Source organism: Eisenbergiella tayi (assembly GCF_001881565.1).
Taxonomy (GTDB): Bacteria; Bacillota; Clostridia; order Lachnospirales; family Lachnospiraceae; genus Eisenbergiella; species Eisenbergiella tayi.
In genome coordinates this window covers 370,097-388,860 of sequence record NZ_MPDJ01000001.1, presented here as the reverse complement: position 1 = coordinate 388,860, position 18,764 = coordinate 370,097, and the positions used below count along the sequence as shown (strand labels likewise).

18 protein-coding genes are annotated in these 18,764 nt (G+C 49.0%); all 18 read left to right on the top strand.

The genetic code is table 11. The annotated features are described in order from the left end of the window. Positions 1-162: 162 nt before the first annotated feature. The 18 genes from urtA (at position 163) to BLA28_RS01520 (ending at position 18,691) form a co-directional block, all read left to right on the top strand. On the top strand, positions 163-1,479 hold the full coding sequence (gene urtA / locus BLA28_RS01615) for an urea ABC transporter substrate-binding protein (protein ID WP_069156565.1): 1,317 nt from the start codon (positions 163-165) through the stop codon (positions 1,477-1,479). A gap of 77 nt (positions 1,480-1,556) precedes the next feature. Next, positions 1,557-2,465, top strand: a complete 909-nt coding sequence (urtB, locus tag BLA28_RS01610; protein ID WP_069155771.1) for an urea ABC transporter permease subunit UrtB — start codon at positions 1,557-1,559, stop codon at positions 2,463-2,465. A gap of 16 nt (positions 2,466-2,481) precedes the next feature. Beyond that, positions 2,482-3,615, top strand: a complete 1,134-nt coding sequence (urtC, locus tag BLA28_RS01605; RefSeq protein WP_069155770.1) for an urea ABC transporter permease subunit UrtC — start codon at positions 2,482-2,484, stop codon at positions 3,613-3,615. Between the two features lie 38 nt (positions 3,616-3,653). After that, the gene (urtD, locus tag BLA28_RS01600; RefSeq protein ID WP_009254509.1) at positions 3,654-4,421 is read left to right on the top strand and encodes an urea ABC transporter ATP-binding protein UrtD; all 768 of its coding nucleotides are present in this window, start codon (positions 3,654-3,656) and stop codon (positions 4,419-4,421) included. Positions 4,422-4,435: 14 nt separating this feature from the next. Beyond that, positions 4,436-5,122 carry an urea ABC transporter ATP-binding subunit UrtE gene (urtE, locus tag BLA28_RS01595; RefSeq protein WP_069155769.1) on the top strand — a complete coding sequence of 229 codons (687 nt, stop codon included), beginning with the start codon at positions 4,436-4,438 and terminating at the stop codon, positions 5,120-5,122. A 671-nt stretch (positions 5,123-5,793) separates the two neighbouring features. Further along, complete coding sequence (locus BLA28_RS01585) at positions 5,794-6,825, top strand: RpnC/YadD family protein (RefSeq protein WP_069155767.1); 1,032 nt, start codon at positions 5,794-5,796, stop codon at positions 6,823-6,825. A 122-nt stretch (positions 6,826-6,947) separates the two neighbouring features. Beyond that, positions 6,948-7,292 (top strand): urease subunit gamma, encoded by a 345-nt coding sequence (ureA, locus tag BLA28_RS01580; RefSeq protein WP_009254506.1) that lies wholly within the window; start codon positions 6,948-6,950, stop codon positions 7,290-7,292. Then, a complete protein-coding gene (gene ureB, locus BLA28_RS01575) occupies positions 7,289-7,669 on the top strand; it encodes an urease subunit beta (protein ID WP_069155766.1) in 381 nt (126 codons plus the stop codon). Before ureA ends, ureB (BLA28_RS01575) begins: the two co-directional genes overlap by 4 nt. Further along, positions 7,666-9,384: an urease subunit beta gene (ureB, locus tag BLA28_RS01570; protein WP_069155765.1), complete on the top strand. Its 1,719-nt coding sequence runs from the start codon at positions 7,666-7,668 to the stop codon at positions 9,382-9,384. The genes ureB (BLA28_RS01575) and ureB (BLA28_RS01570) overlap by 4 nt, the downstream gene beginning before the upstream one ends. 45 nt (positions 9,385-9,429) lie before the next feature. After that, on the top strand, positions 9,430-9,912 hold the full coding sequence (locus tag BLA28_RS01565; protein ID WP_009254503.1) for an urease accessory protein UreE: 483 nt from the start codon (positions 9,430-9,432) through the stop codon (positions 9,910-9,912). A gap of 80 nt (positions 9,913-9,992) precedes the next feature. Continuing rightward, positions 9,993-10,691, top strand: coding sequence for an urease accessory protein UreF (locus BLA28_RS01560; RefSeq protein ID WP_069155764.1), 699 nt, complete (start codon positions 9,993-9,995; stop codon positions 10,689-10,691). Positions 10,692-10,789: 98 nt separating this feature from the next. Further along, positions 10,790-11,401: an urease accessory protein UreG gene (gene ureG / locus BLA28_RS01555; RefSeq protein ID WP_069155763.1), complete on the top strand. Its 612-nt coding sequence runs from the start codon at positions 10,790-10,792 to the stop codon at positions 11,399-11,401. After that, positions 11,394-12,248 carry an urease accessory protein UreD gene (locus BLA28_RS01550; RefSeq protein WP_081329798.1) on the top strand — a complete coding sequence of 285 codons (855 nt, stop codon included), beginning with the start codon at positions 11,394-11,396 and terminating at the stop codon, positions 12,246-12,248. The genes ureG and BLA28_RS01550 overlap by 8 nt, the downstream gene beginning before the upstream one ends. A gap of 392 nt (positions 12,249-12,640) precedes the next feature. Continuing rightward, positions 12,641-13,567 carry a hypothetical protein gene (locus BLA28_RS01545; protein ID WP_069156563.1) on the top strand — a complete coding sequence of 309 codons (927 nt, stop codon included), beginning with the start codon at positions 12,641-12,643 and terminating at the stop codon, positions 13,565-13,567. Positions 13,568-13,655: 88 nt separating this feature from the next. Further along, positions 13,656-14,708 (top strand): NAD-dependent epimerase/dehydratase family protein, encoded by a 1,053-nt coding sequence (locus BLA28_RS01540; RefSeq protein WP_069155762.1) that lies wholly within the window; start codon positions 13,656-13,658, stop codon positions 14,706-14,708. A gap of 385 nt (positions 14,709-15,093) precedes the next feature. Beyond that, positions 15,094-16,038, top strand: a complete 945-nt coding sequence (locus tag BLA28_RS01530; RefSeq protein WP_009254495.1) for an ABC transporter permease — start codon at positions 15,094-15,096, stop codon at positions 16,036-16,038. Positions 16,039-16,056: 18 nt separating this feature from the next. Then, the gene (locus BLA28_RS01525; protein ID WP_009254494.1) at positions 16,057-16,965 is read left to right on the top strand and encodes a carbohydrate ABC transporter permease; all 909 of its coding nucleotides are present in this window, start codon (positions 16,057-16,059) and stop codon (positions 16,963-16,965) included. A 73-nt stretch (positions 16,966-17,038) separates the two neighbouring features. Then, the gene (locus tag BLA28_RS01520) at positions 17,039-18,691 is read left to right on the top strand and encodes an ABC transporter substrate-binding protein (RefSeq protein WP_069155760.1); all 1,653 of its coding nucleotides are present in this window, start codon (positions 17,039-17,041) and stop codon (positions 18,689-18,691) included. Positions 18,692-18,764 lie beyond the last annotated feature (73 nt).

Here is an 18,764-nt window from a genome sequence, read left to right as displayed (position 1 = left end):
TTTCCGTATTTGTCAGGTTTCTTTTTCTCTTTTATTCCGGTATTCTGTTTACAGGTCCTAAACAACAAGTAGTCCCCTAAGACGAAGTGGTCGTAATTCCGGAAGGAATGCGGGCACTTTTTTGCGTTGGGTAAAATGATTTACTTTGAGGAGGAACAGATTATGAAAAGAAGAGCGATTGGAACATTCGGAGCATGGATTACGGCGGCGGCCCTGTGTCTTTCCCTTACGGCATGCGGCGGCGCCATGTCGGAGGTGGCGGAAGGAGCGGCGGCGCCCGATACTGCAGGAAGCCAGGCGGAAGCGGATTCTGCTTCGGCGGCAGACGGACAGGAAACGGCAGCCGTATCGGGCGAGGATTCCATCAAGGTAGGAATACTTCATTCCCTGAGCGGAACTATGGCAATCAGTGAAACCTCCGTAAGGGATGCGGAGCTTCTCGCGATTAAGGAAATTAACGAAAACGGAGGAGTCCTTGGAAAGCAGCTTGTCCCGGTCATTGAGGACGGCGCTTCGGATAATGCGGTTTTTAAGGAGAAGGCGGAGAAGCTTCTTCTGAATGATAAGGTGGCAACGGTATTCGGCTGCTGGACTTCTGCCAGCAGAAAAGCGGTGCTTCCGGCATTTGAAAGCAGCAACGGGCTGCTCTGGTATCCGGTGCAGTATGAAGGACAGGAATCATCCCCCAACATTTTTTACATAGGTGCGGCGCCGAACCAGCAGATTGTCCCTGCCATTGAATATATGAATGAAAATTACGGGAAAAAGGTTTTTCTGCTGGGCTCCGATTATGTATTTCCCAGAACGGCGAACGCCATCGTAAAGAAGCAGGCGGAGGCCCTGGGGATGGAGATCGTGGGAGAGGAATACACGCCGATGGGGCATACGGATTATACAACCATCCTCAGTAAAATAAAGGAAGCGGATCCGGATTTCATCTTTAATACGCTGAACGGAGATTCCAATGTGGCTTTCTTCAAGCAGTTCAAGGATGCAGGATTGACGCCGGAGCAGATTCAGACCTGTTCGGTTTCCATTGCGGAAGAAGAGGTAAAAGGAATCGGGGCCTCTTATCTGGAGGGGCATCTGGTGGCATGGAATTATTACCAGACAACAGCTACGCCGGAAAACAAGAAATTTGTGGAAGCATACAAAGCGGAATACGGGGCGGACAGAGTGACGGATGATCCGATAGAAGCCGGTTACAATGCGGTTTATCTCTGGGCGGCTGCCGTGGAAAAAGCGGGCACCACAGATGTGGATGCGGTGAAAGAGGCCGCGGCGGGGATTTCCCTGGATGCGCCGGAAGGAAAGATTACCATTGACGGAGAAAACCAGCATATTTACAAGCCGGTACGCATCGGTATGGTAAACGCGGACGGATTGATTGATGAGGTATGGAGTACGCCGGAGCCGGTAAAACCGGATCCTTATCTGAAAGGATATGAATGGGCCGCCGGACTCAGCGGCGCGCAATAGGGGAACAATGGCAAAGAGGCCGCTGAATACAGCGGTCTCTTTGTGCGTTCGGGCAGACAGAAAGGAGCAGACGCGCTATGGAAGTTTTTTTAATGCAGCTGTTTAACGGTATCAGTGTCAGTTCGATTCTCTTGCTGGCAGCGCTGGGCCTGGCAATTACCTTCGGACTGATGGGAGTCATTAATATGGCTCATGGGGAGTTTATCATGACAGGGGCTTATACGGCATATGTGATGCAGAATCTGTTTCAGGCTGCCCTGCCCGCCGGAATGCTGGACTGGTACTGCCCGGCGGCGATTATACTGTCATTTCTGACAGCGGCTGTGCTGGGATATGTGCTGGAAAGGCTGGTTATATGCAGGTTATACGGAAGAACGGTAGACAGCCTTCTTGTTACCTGGGGGATCAGCCTGATACTGCAGCAGGCGGCCAGAAGCATTTTCGGCTCTCCCAACGTGGGGGTGAAGGCGCCGTCATTCCTGGAAAAAAGCCTGCGGATAACAGGGATGCTTTCCCTGCCCTATAAGAGGCTGTTCATTCTGGTGATTGCCGTTGTCTGCCTCGTCGGAGTTTATCTGCTGATGTATAAAACAAGGCAGGGAAGGAATATCCGGGCAGTTATGCAGAACCGGGATATGGCCGCAAGCCTGGGGGTTAATACCAGAAGAATCGATTCCATGACTTTTGCCATCGGCTCCGGCCTGGCAGGCCTTGCCGGCTGTGCGCTGACATGGATTGGAGCGATTGGCCCCACCCTCGGCACCAATTACATCGTGGATACCTTTATGACGGTGGTGGTAGGCGGCGCAGGAAGCATTGTCGGATCCGTTTTCGGCGCAGGCTTTATCGGCGTGGGGGGAACAGCATTTGAATTCCTGACCAATGCGTCTATCGGAAAGGTGCTTATTTTCCTGTGCGTCATTATCCTGCTGCAGTTTAGGCCCAAGGGCATTTTTGCCATAAGCAGCAGAGCGCTGGAAGAGTAGAAAGGCGGTGAAAGACTTGAAACGACAAACGAAATCTTTAGCAGAGGGAAAAGGGAAGCCTGGCATACAGGGAACTACGGTGCTTGCCGTACTGCTGTTTATCTTTCTTGCAACCCTTCCCTTTTATATGCCGATGTTCCGGGTAAGCCTTTTCGGTAAATATATGTGCTTCGCCATTGTGGCGCTGGGACTGGATATGATTTGGGGCTATACGGGAATCCTGAGTCTGGGACATGGCGTTTATTTCGGCCTGGGGGCTTACTGTATGGCGATGTATCTGAAGCTGGAAGCTTCCGGAGGCGCCCTGCCGGATTTTATGTCCTGGAGCGGCCTGATGGAGCTGCCCGGATTCTGGAAGCCCTTTCAAAATCCGGTGTTTGCCGTCGCCATGGCCCTGCTGGTTCCGGTGGCGCTGGCAGTGCTTATCGGTTATCTGACGTTTATCCATAAAATAAGAGGGGTATATTTTTCTATCCTTTCCCAGGCATTAGCCATGATTTTCGGCACGCTCCTTGTGGGCAGCCAGGCATATACGGGAGGCTCCAACGGGCTGACTAATTTCAGCACTATTTTCGGCAAAAGCCTCAATGCGCCGCTGACCAAAATAATGATGTTTTATGCCACCCTGGCAGGCCTGGTCCTGGTATTTGCCCTGTGCCGTTTTCTCACGAACAGGCGGATTGGGAAGGTATTTCTGGCTATCCGTGACGGGGAGAGCCGGGCCGGTTTTGTGGGTTATAATACGGCCGTTTATAAGGTTTTTGTATACGCGCTGTCAGCCTTTATTGCAGGTCTGGGCGGAGCGCTTTATGTGACGCAGGTGGGAATCATTTCTCCGTCGGAGGTGGGGATTGTCCCTTCTGTAGAGATGATTATCTGGGTTGCCATCGGCGGGAAGGGTACCCTGGCAGGCCCTATTCTGGGCGCGCTTGCCGTAAACGGATTAAAAACGGCGGCCAGTGAAAATTTTCCTGAGTTGTGGTCGTATTTTATAGGAATCTTGTTTGTTGTGGTAATTCTCTGGCTGCCGGGCGGTTTTGTTTCCCTGAAGGAAATTCCGGGGAAAATCAGGCATAAGATGTCAGCCGGGAAGAAAAACACCGAAACCGGGGAAGACAAAAAAACAGCGGCGGAGCAGGCATTGTCCTGACGAACGGCAGATTGGCAAAGGCAAAGGAGGCAGAAAAAATGGGAGCGGCAAGACAGGAAGCACCGGCATTGAAGATTGAGAATGTGAGTATCCGTTTTGGGGATTTTAAGGCGATTAAAAATGTTTCCACCTCTGTGGGAAAAAACGAAGCCCGTTTTTTTATCGGGCCGAACGGAGCGGGCAAAACAACGATACTGGACGCTATCTGCGGAAAGAACCATGTGTCGGAAGGTAAGATTTTATTTTTCAGCGATAAGGGAGAACGGGATGTTTCCAGAATGAAGGAATATGCTATTTCCGATCTGGGAATCGGCAGAAAATTCCAGGCCCCCAGTGTATTTACCGGGATTACCATTGAAGAAAATATGGAGCTTGCCGTGGCGAAACGGCATTCTCTTTATTCCACCACCTTCCGCCGCCTTTCCAAAGAAAGCAGGGAATATATGAATTACTGCCTGGATTTTATCGGTTTGAGTGATAAACGATTTTCTTATCCCGGAAGCCTTTCTCATGGAGAAAAGCAGTGGCTGGAGATCGGTATGATTCTGGCATCCAGGCCGAAGCTGATGCTTCTGGATGAGCCGGTGGCCGGCATGGGGCGCAGGGAAACGGAAAAAACCGCAGAAATGTTAAAGAATATCAAAAAGGAATGCTCCATTATCGTGGTGGAGCATGATATGCAGTTTGCCAAAGAGGTATCCGATACGGTGACGGTATTTCATGAGGGTGAGATTCTGGACGAGGGAACCATGGATACCGTCCAGAAAAACCAGAAGGTAATCGATGTCTATCTGGGCCGCGGCTGAAGGGAGGAAAGAGAATGTTTGAACTGAAGGATGTGTACGCTTCCTACGGGGAAGGAATGGTGCTGCGCCATGTGAGCCTGGAAGCGCCCAAAGGCCGTGTGACCTGCCTGGTAGGAAGAAACGGTGCGGGAAAGACGACCACGCTCAAGTCGGTCATGGGACTTGTAAAAACACCTCAGGGAAAGATTTTGCTGGATGATAAGGAGATTCAGGATCTTCCGGTTTATGAAAGGGCCAAAAAGGGAATCGGCTATGTCCCACAGGGGCGGGAAATCTTTCCCCAGCTTACTGTGGAAGAAAACATTCTTCTCGGCCTGGAGGCGAAAAAGGGAAAGGGCGGTATACCGGATTTTATTTATGAAACCTTTCCGATACTGAATGAATTCCGTAAAAGAAAGGGCGGGGATTTATCCGGAGGCCAGCAGCAGCAGCTGGCGATAGCGCGGGCCGTGGCGGCGGAGCCTGCTCTGCTGATTCTGGATGAACCTACGGAAGGAATCCAGCCATCTGTTATCCAGGAAATCGGGCGGGTCATCACGGAACTGAAATCCCGTATGGCAGTTCTGATTGTGGAGCAGTATCTGGAATTTGTGATGGAGATTGCGGATTATTGTTATGTGATGGAGAATGGGCGGATTATTATGGATGGGGATCCGGAGGAACTGGACCAGGAAAAACTGCAGGCCACTATGTCGTTGTAGGAGGCAAGAAATCCCTTCCCCGCCTGTCTCTCAGCATTTTCTTTGCGGCCGGAGAACCTGCCTGCGCTGCCCCGGATTTCAGCCGGACAGACCGGACGCGTTCCCTCTGTACCGCCGGCGGCAGACAAGAAAAGGGGCTGTTTCTAACTATTTTGTCCCTATTCTCCTCTGTCAACGCGGCTGAACTCCTCCCTTTGGTCGTCAAACAACGCCGCTAAGGACGGACAGCGGAGCATAGGAACAAAATAGTAAGAAACAGCTCCCTTTTCTTGAGATGCCGCCGGTGGTACAGAGGGAACGCGTCCGGTCTGTCCGGCTGAAATCCGGGGCAGCGCAGGCAGGTTCTCCGGCCGCAAAGAAAATGCTGAGAGACAGGCGGGGAAGGGATTTCTTTCAGGCAGTTATATTGTATGAAATTCAGAAGTATTCAAAAATTTGAAATAAAAGTTTAGTTATAAATGGGGTTGAGATTTTGACGGTAAAGTGTTAAGATATGTTTGAGCATATTATTCTGTGAATCTGGGCGTTTCGCCATCTTAAATTCTATTTCCATTCAGAGACTCTATGCTTAATCCAATGAATAACAGGCAGGGGTCAGGCGGATGGAAGAGAAGGGATGATTTTTTTCTGTAAGGCTGTTTCCTGCGCATAATTGCAGAAAGGAGCAGTTTATGGAAGAAAAACAATCCATGGAAGAAAAACAATCCATGGAAGAGAATTATTCTGTGGCAGGAGAGGGGCTTCATGTGGTGAGGAACCACAAAGATACGGTATTCCGTATGATTTATAAGGACAGGACAAAATTGCTGGAGCTGTATAATGCCCTGAACGGAACGGACTATGAGGATGCGGCGGAGCTGGAGGTATGTACGCTGGAAAATGCGATTTATATGGGGATGAAAAATGATGTTTCTTTCCTGTTTGATTCGGAAATGAATCTGTATGAGCATCAATCTACCTTTAATCCTAATATGCCGCTCAGGGATCTTATGTATGCTGCAAAGCAGCTGGAAAAGTATATGGCAGAAGATACGCTTTATTCCAGCAAGCTGGTAAAAATTCCGGTTCCGCGGTTTGTGGTATTTTATAACGGGACGGAAAAACAGCCGGAGCGCAGAGTATTAAAGCTGTCGGATGCGTATGAAAAGAAGGTGGCATCTCCGGAGTTGGAATTAAAGGTTCTGATGCTTAATATCAATCAGGGGAATAACAGGAAACTGATGCAGCGGTGTAAAACTTTGAAGGAATACTGCCAGTTTGTGGAATGTATCCGGAAGTACGCGGCCACTATGGAGATTGCGGAAGCGGTGGACAGGGCCGTGACGGAATGTATTAAAAAGAATATCCTGGCGGATTTTTTGACTAAACAGAGAGCGGAGGTGGTAGCAGTGTCGATCTTTGAATATAACGAAGAAGAGGAACTGAAGAAAATCCGTGCCGCCGAATTCAGTGTAGGAAGAGAGGCTGGATATGAAGAGGGAGAGGCAGTTGGAAAAGCGGCCGGAGAAGTAGTCGGTAAGGCCGAAAGTGTGCTTGAGCTTCTGGAGGATCTGGGGAAAATTCCCAAAGAACTGCGGGAGAGAATCCTTTCGGAATCAAATCTTCCGGTTTTGAAGCAATGGCTGAAGGCAGCGGCGAAAAGCGAATCGCTGCAGGATTTTTTGGATCAGGCCGGTATTCTGGATCTTGACGAAAGGGAATGATTGTTTTAATATAAGGACGTGGACGCAGGAGTCGATATATATCGGCTCCTGCTTTTTTGTTATTTAGGGATATTGATGAGGAACACGCCGGAAAATTATGCGGCGTGGGGAAAGGAGCAGATATGCATTTTACACCTAAGGATCAGGAAAAGCTGATGCTTCATATGGCGGGAGAGCTTGCCGGAGAACGGGGACGGAGAGGGCTGCGGCTGAATTATGTGGAGGCGGTAAGCTTCCTTGCTTCCGGTCTGCTGGAGTATGCAAGAGATGGAAAGACGGTGGCGGAGCTGATGGAGCTGGGAAGAAAAATGCTTTCCACAGAGGATGTGATGGAAGGTGTGGCGGATATGGTGAGCGAGGTGCAGGTGGAAGCTACTTTCCCGGACGGCACCAAGCTGGTGACGGTACATAATCCCATTCAGCCGGGGCCGGCTTTTATCTGCGGGAAAGGAAGGTGCGGAGAATGAAACCAGGGGCTATGGTTATTGCGGACAGAGAGATTGTTTTGAATGAAGGAAAGGAAACCAGAGAGCTGCTGGTGGCTAATGTGGGAGACAGGCCTGTGCAGGTTGGATCCCACTATCATTTCTTCGAGGTGAACCGGCTGCTTACCTTTGACAGAGAGTCGGCCTTCGGTTTTCGGCTGGATATTCCCTCCGGGACAAGTGTGCGTTTTGAACCGGGGGAGGAAAAGAAGGTACGGCTGGTGGAGCTGGGCGGCAGGAAGATTGTTTATGGCTGTAATGATTTGACCAGAGGGGAAGCGGTGCCGGATAACCGGGAGGCTGCTATGGAAAAAGCGGCGGAGAAAGGAATGCTTTCCCCAAAAGGAGGCGTGTTATGAGTTATCGGATCGATGCAAAGCAGTATGGTTTGATGTATGGGCCGACGGTGGGAGACAGTGTCCGGCTGGCAGATACCAATTTATTCGCAAAGGTGGAAAGGGATTATACCATCTATGGGGAAGAGGTGAAGTTCGGAGGCGGCAAGACCATACGGGACGGCATGGGACAGTCGGTAAGAACCACTCATGAAGACGGCGATCTGGATCTGGTTATCACCAATGCGCTTGTGATTGACTATACGGGGATATTCAAGGCGGATATCGGAATCCGGGACGGAAAAATTGCAGGTATCGGAAAGGCCGGAAATCCGGATATTATGGATGGCGTGACGAAGGGCATGACCATTGGAGCCTCCACAGAGGCTTTGGCAGGGGAAGGGATGATCCTGACGGCAGGCGGGATCGATACTCATATCCATTTTATCTGCCCACAGCAGATCGACTGCGCATTGTTTTCAGGAGTTACTACCATGATAGGAGGGGGAACCGGACCGGCTGACGGAACCAATGCCACTACCTGTACGCCCGGCCCCTGGAATCTGGCCCGGATGCTGGAGGCGGCGGAGGAATATCCCATGAATCTGGGTTTCCTGGGAAAAGGGAACTGTTCCGATGAAGCGGCGCTGGAGGAGCAGGTGAAGGCGGGAGCCATGGGACTGAAAATCCATGAGGACTGGGGAGCTACTCCGGCGGTCATCGATCACTGTCTGCGGGTGGCGGATGCTTATGATGTGCAGGTGGCAATCCACACGGATACATTGAATGAAGGCGGCTGCGTGGAAGATACATTGGCGGCCATCGGCGGCAGAGTCATACATACGTATCACACGGAAGGGGCCGGCGGCGGCCATGCGCCGGATATTATCAGGGCGGCGGCGGCTCCCAATATCCTTCCTTCCTCCACAAATCCAACCATGCCTTTTACGGTCAACACGCTGGATGAACATCTGGATATGCTGATGGTGTGCCATCATCTGGATAAAAATATACCGGAGGATGTGGCGTTTGCGGATTCCAGGATCAGGCCCGAAACCATTGCTGCGGAGGATGTGCTTCATGATATGGGGGTATTCAGCATGATGAGTTCGGATTCCCAGGCAATGGGACGGATTGGGGAGGTAATCACCCGGACATGGCAGACCGCACATAAAATGAAGGAAGAGAGAGGCGCGCTTCCGGGAGACGGGGAATACTGTGACAATTTCCGCATCCGGCGTTATATTGCCAAGTATACGATTAACCCGGCGATCACTCACGGAATTTCTGATTATGTGGGAAGTGTGGAAATCGGGAAAACGGCGGATCTGGTACTTTGGAATCCGGCATTTTTCGGAATCCGGCCTGATATCATCATAAAGGGAGGCATGATTATCGCTTCCAAAATGGGAGATGCCAATGCCTCCATACCAACCACCCAGCCGGTCATGTATCAGCATATGTTCGGCGCCCACGGCAGGGCAAAATACAATACCTGCATCACCTTTGTGTCCCAGGCGGCCTGTGAGGGAGGCATCCGTGAACGCCTGCATCTGCAAAAACAGGTACTGCCTGTACACAACACCCGGAAAATAGGGAAAAAGGATATGCTTCTGAATGATAAAACACCGGAGATCCTTGTGGATCCGGAAACCTATGAGGTGAGGGCGGACGGTGTTCTTCTGACTTCAAAGCCGGCGGAAAGGCTGCCGCTTACACAGCTTTATAATCTTTTTTGAGAAAAATGATAAAAAAGCCTGGGAAGCCTCAGGCAGGAGGTAACAATGATTCTGTGTGAAAAGATACTTGGTAGCATGGCGGATCCCGCCTTTGCGGACTGTCAGGCGGATTATGTGGAAATAGAATGGCATGAAGCGTATAAAAGGCTTCATCAGAAAACGACGGGTTCGGGACTGGAAATCGGAATCCGGCTGGATACGGATATCCTTACCAGAGGCCTTCGTGAAGGAGACATACTCTGGCAGGATGACAATTGGGTGATCGCGGTTACAATACCTCCCTGTGAGGCCATTGTAATTGATGTGGATGCCGCCCATCCGGATATGGTGGCAAAGGTTTGCTATGAGCTGGGAAATAAACATGCGGCGCTGCTGTGGGGAGAGACGGAAATGCAGTTCGTCACGCCATATAATGAACCGACTCTTCAGCTGCTGAACAAGCTTCACGGAGTTACGGCCTGTAAAAAGCTGGTAAAGTTTAATTTTGATAAAAGTATCTCTTCCACGGTCAGCAGCCATACCCATTGATTCCCGCAGGGATTTGACTTATCCGGACGGAAAATGGAACGTGAGAACCGAAAGCGGAAGGAAAGCCGGAAAGGACAGGGATGACGGAACAGGAAAAACAATTTTTGCTTTTACAGATAAATGATGCGCTGTTTCCCATCGGCGGCTATTCTCATTCTTATGGGCTGGAAACATACATCCAGAAGGAACTGGTATCGGACGAAGAGAGCGCTGCAGAGTATATTCGGAACAATCTTCGTTTCAGCGTTTGCTTTAACGAACTGCTGCTGGCGCGTTTGGCTTATGAGGCAGCGGCGCAGGACAGTGAGAATGCTTTGCAGGAGCTTCTTGTATTGGAGGAGCTTGCCGCTGCTTCCCGTTCACCGGAGGAGGTAAGAAGAGCCGGGGAAAAGATGGGTTCCCGTTTTATTAAAACCGCAGGAATGCTGCCGGTTCCCATGGACAAAAAAATATTTGCAAGGTACGCAAAGGCGGAAGGCAGCAAAACCCATGCGGCTGCCTATGGGGTATTCTGCGCCGCGGCAGGCATAGATGAGGACAGGATGCTGGAGCATTATCTGTATTCCCTGACCTCGGCCATGGTGACCAACTGTGTGAAGACAATTCCCTTAAGCCAGACAGCCGGACAAAAGCTTTTGTTTGCATGCAGGGAAATCTGGCCTGCAGTGACGGAACAGGTAAAACAGCTGACATTGGAGGATTACGGGGCCTGTACCCCGGGATTTGAAGTCAGGTGTATGCAGCATGAAGGTCTGTACTCCCGTTTATTTATGTCATAGGGCATTTATGCCTTTGGCTGGTATAATGCTGCATAATATCACAGTAATGCTGTATTGGTAATGGAATATAAGATGAGAAAAAGAAGGGAAGCAGAGCGATGTCATATGTAAAAATAGGAGTGGCAGGTCCGGTAGGTTCCGGGAAAACGGCCCTGATAGAAAGCCTGACCAGAAAAATGGCAGGTGATTACAGCATTGGGGTTATCACCAATGACATATATACCAAGGAGGATGCGGAGTTCCTGTGTAAAAACAGTATTATGCCGAAGGAACGGATAATAGGTGTGGAAACGGGAGGCTGCCCCCATACAGCCATACGGGAGGATGCATCCATGAATCTGGAGGCAGTGGATGAGCTGCTGGAACAGTTTCCCGACATTCAGATTGTTTTTATTGAAAGCGGCGGGGATAACCTGTCCGCCACCTTCAGCCCCGAACTTGCCGATGCCACTATTTTTGTTATTGATGTGGCGGAAGGCGATAAGATTCCCAGAAAAGGAGGCCCGGGCATTACCCGTTCGGACCTGCTCATTATCAATAAAATCGATCTGGCGGAAATGGTAGGGGCAAGCCTTGAGATCATGGACAGGGATTCCCGCAGAATGCGTGGAAACCGGCCCTTCCTTTTTACAAATATCAGAGGAGATTCGGGAGTGGATCGTGTTGTGGAATGGATAAAAAAGAGCGTATTGTTTGAAGAGAATGTCTGAGAGAATGGCGGAGAATGGAATGGAAAAAGGGACGGAAAATGCATTTGGCAGAAAATCGGAACTGAGGCTGACCGCAGGATGGGATGGCGAAGAAACCTTCCTTCGTGAGCTTGGCTTTACCGCGCCCTTTAAGATCATGACTTCATTTCCACGTAAGGATGGAGGCAAAGAGGTGATGATCATGTGCGCTTCTCCGGGAATTATGGAAGGCGACAGCCAGTGGATCCGCATTGAAACAGAGAGAGGGGCACGGCTTGCCGTGACATCTCAGTCCTATGAAAAAATACATAAAATGAACAACGGCTGCGCGTACCGTAATACGATAATCCGGATTGCCGGCAATTCCGTCCTGCGTTACAGGCCTCTTCCGGTAATTCCCTTTGGAGGCTCCGCATTTGAAAGCAGGACAGCGATTGAACTGGAGGATGAGAGCAGTGAACTGATCTATGAGGAGCTGCTTTCCTGCGGCCGTGCCGCCTGCGGAGAACGTTTTGCCTACCGCTTTTTTCATTCCCTGTCAGAGGTCTCCTGCAAAGGGAAATTGATCTACAGAGAAAATAACCGCTTCCGACCTGCGTCCTGGCCGATGGAGGAACTGGGGCTGTTTGAAGGGTATACCCATATGGCAGGAATGCTGATTCATATGCAGGCGGTGAAAGAAAAAGAGAGGGAAATACGCAGTCTGGCAGAAGAGGCAGAAAATGCTCAGGAAGTACAGTGCGGTGTGACCAGAACGGCCGCCGGGGACCTGGTGGTGCGCATTCTTGGCAGAAGGGCGGAAACCGTGAGAAAAATATGTGATGAAATATGCAGCTGTATGGAATATTCAGTCCCGGGAAGTGAATAAACGTTATTTTACTTATTATACTTTTTTCCTGTTTTGTCCACGGATATTTGACTATATAGAAATGGTATGCTATCATAAAAAACACCGGCGGCTGATGTATGTGTAAAAATCTGTCATCCGCAAAAAAGTTTATTCCTGCGGGCGGAGAATCAAAGACAAGCCCGCATCAAACGAAAGATATGTTTGGCCCTGACAGTGTCAATGAAGGTCAAAATATAAAACAAATCAATATTTCTGTCCGAATCGGACAATAATTTCAAAATTACAGGAAAAAATAAAAAAGCGAAACTAAGAAATGAAAAGAGTAAGAGACAGTTGTCCGGTGTCGGATTTTCAGATATAATTATGTGGAGGATGGAAATTTACACATGCCTTACGGAACAGGAGGCTGTGTGGAGAAAGAAAAACAGAAAGAGAAACAGACTGAAGTAACTGAGATTCACCATGAGGATCTGGCACTGAAAACGGCGGCGCAGTATTTCGGTAAAGAACTGCTCCCTCTGCTGGGAATCCCCGGAGAGGTGAAGTACATTGCACCCACTGAAAGTGTGAAGCTTGAGACGAGGCAGATGTATCAGGATTTTAATTATGTCTCGGAAGAAGGAAGCTGGATTCATCTGGAATTCGAGAGCGATGCCGTTACGGACGATGATTTGAGACGCTTCCGGGAATATGAGGCTGCTACCAGCCGGACATTTCATGTGGCGGTGATTACTTATGTAATTTGTTCCTCAAAGGTAAAGCGGCTGAAGGCGGCACTGGCTGAAGGAATCAATGTCTATCATGTGAAGATTATCCGTTTGAAAGACGATGATGCAGATCAGCTGTTATCCGGGCTTGAGGAAAAACAAAAGCAGGGAATTCCGTTGGAAAAGGCGGAACTAGTGCCTTTACTTCTAACGCCGCTGATGTCAGGCAGTATGGAAATCGGAGACAGGATTATTAAAAGCTTTGGAATCCTGAAAAAGTCCGGTGATGCGGTAACGGAAATGGAACTGGAAAAGATGTATGCCGTACTTTACACATTGGCAGATAAATTCCTGAGTGAGAAGGAATTGAACAGAGTGAAGGAGATGTTAGCGATGACAAAGCTGGGGACCATGTTGTTTAATGATGGAAAAGCAGAAGGCAGAGCCGAAGGAAAGGCTGAACTTGTTGCAATTATACGTAAAAAAAGGAAAAAAGGTCATAATATATCAGACATAGCGAAAGCTCTGGAACTGGATATGGTATATGTGAAAGAAGTGGCAGATTTGATTGATGAAGATCCTGCAAGAACAGATTTGCAGGTGGCGGAGATTCTTATCAGCCAGAGCTGAGTATATCAGTAATTTATTCGAAAGCTGAATCGGATTAACAATTATGTAGAATAAAGCAGAGCCCCGGAAAGGGCGGAATGGAGGAAAAATGAAGGTATTATTTATCGGAGGAACCGGAACTATCAGTATGGCAATTTCCAGAAAGCTTCTGGAGCAGGGACATGAACTGTATCTTATTAACAGAGGGAACCGGAATGCGGGGCTGGCCGTACAGCTGCCCGGTACGGGAGAATGGAACCGTCCAAAGGAAATACTTGTGGATATTAATAATGAAGAAGAGGCGGCAAAACTGCTGGAGGGTATGCAGTTTGATGCGGTGGCAGATTTTATCGCATTCCGGAAGGAACAGCTGGAGAGAGATTACCGTTTGTTTGGCGGCAGAACCAGGCAGTTTATTTATATCAGCTCCGCGTCAGCTTATCAGAAGCCGGCAACGGATTATCTGATTACGGAAAGCACGCCGCTGTGTAACCCCTATTGGCAGTATTCAAGGGATAAGACAGAGGGGGAGGATTATCTGATGAAGCTTTACAGAGAGGAAAGCTTCCCCATCACTATTGTAAGGCCAAGCCATACCTTTGACGAACGTTCCGTGCCGCTCGGCGTGCATGGAGAAAATGGCAGCTGGCAGGTGCTTAAAAGAATGCTGGAAGGTAAGCCTGTTATCATCCATGGTGACGGGACCTCCCTGTGGACCATGACCCATAACAGTGATTTCGCACCGGGATTCATCGGTCTGCTGGGCAATCCTCATGCATTGGGGCAGGCGGTGCACATCATGTCGCCGGAAAGCATGACCTGGAACCAGATTTATGAAGTGGTTGCGAACGCTCTTGGAGTGAAACTGAATGCCGTGCATATTTCCACAGATTTTCTTGCTGCGGCCGGCGGCGGAAAATATGATTTTACCGGTTCCCTGACCGGGGATAAATCCAATTCCGTTGTTTTTGATATCTCCAAGCTGAAGAGGCTGGTACCCGGCTTTGCCCCGGTGAAATCAATGGAACAGGGGCTGCGTGAAACGGTGCAGAATGTTCTTGCCCATCCGGAACTTCAGCGGGAGGATCCGGAATTCGATTCCTGGTGTGACAGGGTGATTGAAGCAAGACAGAAGGCGCTTGACAGTCTGCAGCAGGGATAAAAAATTACAGAATATATATATTAACAAAAAAGAAGCCTGGGGAGTGGACAGGCTTCTTTTTTTTATGTCCTTTTATTCAGTGAAAGAAAACCCCTCTGATTCGTTGCACACATTTGCGCATGATGAGTTGCGCAAGATTGCGCAAAAAATACGGAAAAATTTAGGGACTATATACTGTGTGGATAAAGAATCTTTGTTTTTATTGCGAATTGATTGTCATAAATTACAATGATATCATTAAATATACTTAAAAATACAGCAAATACAACAAAATATGGAGGCTCGAAAGAAACGGATTGGGTAAAATGTATATTTGGTTCAGCGCTCTCGACAGCTGCAGAAGACAGGGCGTTTCAATCCGGGTAAGATGAAAGGAGCAAAGATAATGAAGAAGGTAGCAGAACCGATGCGGTACAAACCGTCTTTTTTTAAAACCGCAAAAAAGCACTGGATGTTGTTGCTGATGCTGGCGCCGGCACTTTTGTATGTCATCATATTTTCATATGTGCCTATGACGGGGATCGTGCTGGCATTTAAAAATTATCAGTATGCCGGCGGTATTTACGGTTCACCGTGGACGGGGCTCGATAATTTTAAAGCGCTGCTTGTCGCCGGAAAGCTGGGGCAGGTGACGCGGAACACTTTGCTGTACAATATTGCATTTCTTGTACTGGGCGTTATTTTTGAAATGGGCAGCGCAATATTGCTGAACGAGCTGTTCGGCAAATGGTTTAAAAAGATAGCGCAGTCCTTCATGTTTCTGCCCTACTTTATCAGTTGGGTGGTCGCGGGGGCGATTATGTACAATATTTTCAATTACGAGCGAGGCGTGTTTAATCACGTGCTGAATATGCTCGGCGCCAATTCCTTTGATTTGTACAATACACCCGCCGCATGGCCGTTCGTTCTGATTTTCCTGAAAATCTGGAAACAGACGGGGTATGGTTCCGTGGTTTATCTGGCGGCAATCACAGGACTGGATCAGGAAATGTTCGAGGCCTCGGCGATTGACGGAGCCAATGCATGGCAGAAAATCAGATACATTACGATTCCGTCTCTGATTCCTACAATGATGATTCTGGTTCTTATGGGGATCGGCAATATATTCCGGGGAGATTTCGGTCTGTTCTATCAGACGGTAAAGAGCAGCGCCCTGCTCCAGCCCGTGACGGATGTCATAGATACCTATGTATTCCGTCTGTTGATTAATAACAGCGACATCGGGGTATCCGCAGCAGCCGGTCTGTATCAGTCGGTGCTCTGCTTCGTGACAATCACGATATGCAATAAGCTGGTCAAAAAAGTGGAGCCGGACTATGCCTTGTATTGACGGAGGGAGTGAAAAGCTATGGCAAACAAAAAAATACATCACGGCAGAACGATGAGCAGGGACGCGCTTGCCATCAATATTGTGGGATACCTGTTAATCGGAATATTCGGCCTGCTGTGTGTAATTCCTTTTTATCTGATCATTGTAGCCTCTTTTACATCGGAAGCTTCGCTGATCCGGAACGGATATCCCCTGATACCAACGGATTTCAGTATACAGAGTTATCTGCTCTGTCTGAAAAATCCTCTTTCCATATTGAAGGCATACGGAACTACGATTGGGGTTACCATGGCAGGTACATTGATTTCCGTATTTATTGCCACCATGACGGGATATGTGCTTTCGCGCAAGGACTTTCCGTGGCGCAACCAATTGTCCTTCTTCTTTTTCTTCACTACCTTATTCAGCGGCGGTCTGGTGCCCTGGTATATGCTGTGTGTGCGTTATTTGAATTTTAAGAATTCCTATCTGGGAGTTCTGCTTCCGCTTATGTTTTCCGTATGGAACATGATCATTGCCAAGTCCTTTATGGCGGGGATACCCAGTGCCATCAGTGAATCGGCCAAGATGGACGGAGCCAATGATCTGGTGATATTCATCCGTTTGATTCTTCCGCTGAGCAAGCCGCTGCTGGCAACTCTGAGTCTGTTTTCGGCGCTGGCCTACTGGAATGACTGGTATAACTGCATGCTGTACATAACCAATGAAAATATGTTTACCCTGCAGTATTATCTGCAGCGGATGCTGGGAAGTGCGGAAGCCATGAGAATTGTGGCGGAAAAATCGGGTATGGCGCTCCCTTCCGTACCATTGGAAAGTATGAAAATGGCCATGACGGTTATTGCAACCGGGCCCATCGTTCTTCTGTATCCGTTTGTGCAGCGTTATTTTGTTAAAGGCCTTACGATTGGGGCAGTCAAGGGCTGAGGTATCCGGAAACGGCCCGATACCTCCCGGGATGTCTGCACCACAAAACTATAAATAAGAAGGAGAAAAAGCTATGAAAAAGAAAAAATTATTGTCACTTACCCTGATTGTTTGCATGCTGGTCACTATGCTTGCAGGATGCGGAGGTTCCTCCGCCGCATCCACAGACAATTCTTCCGCAGCGGCGCCGGCAGCGGAATCGTCGGCTGCAGGAGGCGAAGAGACTGCGGCTGCCGCATTGGACAGTCTGCCGGCAGCAGTGGGGGAGGGGACAATCACCGCGTCACCGGAATTTTATGCATCCACTGATTTAAGCAAGGATTATACGGTTAATATGTATCTGATAGGTGACGTTCCCAACGACTGGGATAAGGTGCTGAGCCTTGTCAATGAATACCTCAAGCCTTATAATACACAGCTTGCTGTAACCTTCATGAGCTGGAGCGATTATCAGACGATGTATTCCCTGGTGCTGGCGGGCGGCGAGCAGGTGGATCTGATTTTTACCGCACCCTGGTGCTATATGTACAACGAAGCGGCAAAAGGTTCCTTCTATGAGCTGACGGACGATTTCATAACCAATTATATGCCTCTGACAAGAAAATACCAGGCGGCTGAGAGTTGGGATGAAACCACTATTTCCGGCAGGACGATTGCAGTTCCTTCCAATGTTGCTTCACCCATGGGAAAGATCGTGGCGGTAAGACAGGATTTGATGGAAAAATACGGAATGAGTGAGCTGAAGACCTGGGAGGATTACAAAAAATATATGCTCACAATTGCGGAAAAGGAAACACCTGAAAGCGGTATCTATGCCTTGGCGGCATCCGGAGACAACAATGAGCTGTGGGATGTATACCGTCAGCAGACAGATACCTTCCTGGCGCTGGACAGCAGCTATATGGATATGATGTATGAATATAAAGGGGATATTCCCGCCAAAGAAGATATCAAGCTGGCTTATGAATTTGATTCCTTCCTCGCTTACGCCAAGGACATGAAGGAAATGGCTGATGCGGGCTGCTGGAGCCGCAGTGCGCTGACCAATACGGTAACGGATGACGATGCGTTCGGCAATCTTCAGGGTGCATCCATCGCATGGAATGCTTCCGTATTTACCTACATGGAGCAGGCGGAAAAAACAGAAGGCGTGGAATGTATGGCTTATGATCTCACTACCGATCATCTGGTGAGTGCGGAGGCATATTCCAATAATGATATGGCCATTACGGCAGGTTCCAAAAATCCGGAGCGCGCAGCTATGGTTCTGGATATGATTAAATTTGACACCTATCTGAACAGACTGCTGATTCTCGGCATCGAAGGAGAGCATTACAGCATTGATGATAAGGGACAGTATACGGAGCTGGATAAGGCGACCGAATTTGCGGCAAGCGCCATTTCTGCTTCCTGGGCCATCAAGAACGGCGATCTCACAGAAGCCGGCGTGCCGGAGCGTGAGAAAAAGATTACCGATGCCTGGAAAGAACGGGTGGAGATGAACCCTACCATCACCTTTGTATTTGATGATACGAATGTGAAATCCTACGTATCAGCAGTAACCGCAGTACTGACCGATTATGTCCCCATGCTGGAGCTGGGCCTGGTGGATGATGTGGAAACCACACGGGATGAGATGATTACGAAATGCTATGATGCAGGCCTGCAGAGTATTTATGACGAGTTCTATACACAGTATGATGCCTGGCTGGCAACCCGTCAGTAAATAAGCGGCGCAGTGGGATAGTGGTTCCGGTTTTCTCTCAGGAGAAAATATACGGATGTGATTTTTAAGCCTG

Excerpts from the sequence above, each read along its gene's own strand:
- urtA (WP_069156565.1), top strand. The coding sequence starts at position 163 with ATGAAAAGAAGAGCGATTGGAACATTCGGAGCATGGATTACGGCGGCG.
- urtB (WP_069155771.1), top strand. The coding sequence starts at position 1,557 with ATGGAAGTTTTTTTAATGCAGCTGTTTAACGGTATCAGTGTCAGTTCG.
- urtD (WP_009254509.1), top strand. The coding sequence starts at position 3,654 with ATGGGAGCGGCAAGACAGGAAGCACCGGCATTGAAGATTGAGAATGTG.
- urtE (WP_069155769.1), top strand. The coding sequence starts at position 4,436 with ATGTTTGAACTGAAGGATGTGTACGCTTCCTACGGGGAAGGAATGGTG.
- BLA28_RS01585 (WP_069155767.1), top strand. The coding sequence starts at position 5,794 with ATGGAAGAAAAACAATCCATGGAAGAAAAACAATCCATGGAAGAGAAT.
- ureA (WP_009254506.1), top strand. The coding sequence starts at position 6,948 with ATGCATTTTACACCTAAGGATCAGGAAAAGCTGATGCTTCATATGGCG.
- ureB (WP_069155766.1), top strand. The coding sequence starts at position 7,289 with ATGAAACCAGGGGCTATGGTTATTGCGGACAGAGAGATTGTTTTGAAT.
- ureB (WP_069155765.1), top strand. The coding sequence starts at position 7,666 with ATGAGTTATCGGATCGATGCAAAGCAGTATGGTTTGATGTATGGGCCG.
- BLA28_RS01565 (WP_009254503.1), top strand. The coding sequence starts at position 9,430 with ATGATTCTGTGTGAAAAGATACTTGGTAGCATGGCGGATCCCGCCTTT.
- BLA28_RS01560 (WP_069155764.1), top strand. The coding sequence starts at position 9,993 with ATGACGGAACAGGAAAAACAATTTTTGCTTTTACAGATAAATGATGCG.
- ureG (WP_069155763.1), top strand. The coding sequence starts at position 10,790 with ATGTCATATGTAAAAATAGGAGTGGCAGGTCCGGTAGGTTCCGGGAAA.
- BLA28_RS01550 (WP_081329798.1), top strand. The coding sequence starts at position 11,394 with ATGTCTGAGAGAATGGCGGAGAATGGAATGGAAAAAGGGACGGAAAAT.
- BLA28_RS01540 (WP_069155762.1), top strand. The coding sequence starts at position 13,656 with ATGAAGGTATTATTTATCGGAGGAACCGGAACTATCAGTATGGCAATT.
- BLA28_RS01530 (WP_009254495.1), top strand. The coding sequence starts at position 15,094 with ATGAAGAAGGTAGCAGAACCGATGCGGTACAAACCGTCTTTTTTTAAA.
- BLA28_RS01525 (WP_009254494.1), top strand. The coding sequence starts at position 16,057 with ATGGCAAACAAAAAAATACATCACGGCAGAACGATGAGCAGGGACGCG.
- BLA28_RS01520 (WP_069155760.1), top strand. The coding sequence starts at position 17,039 with ATGAAAAAGAAAAAATTATTGTCACTTACCCTGATTGTTTGCATGCTG.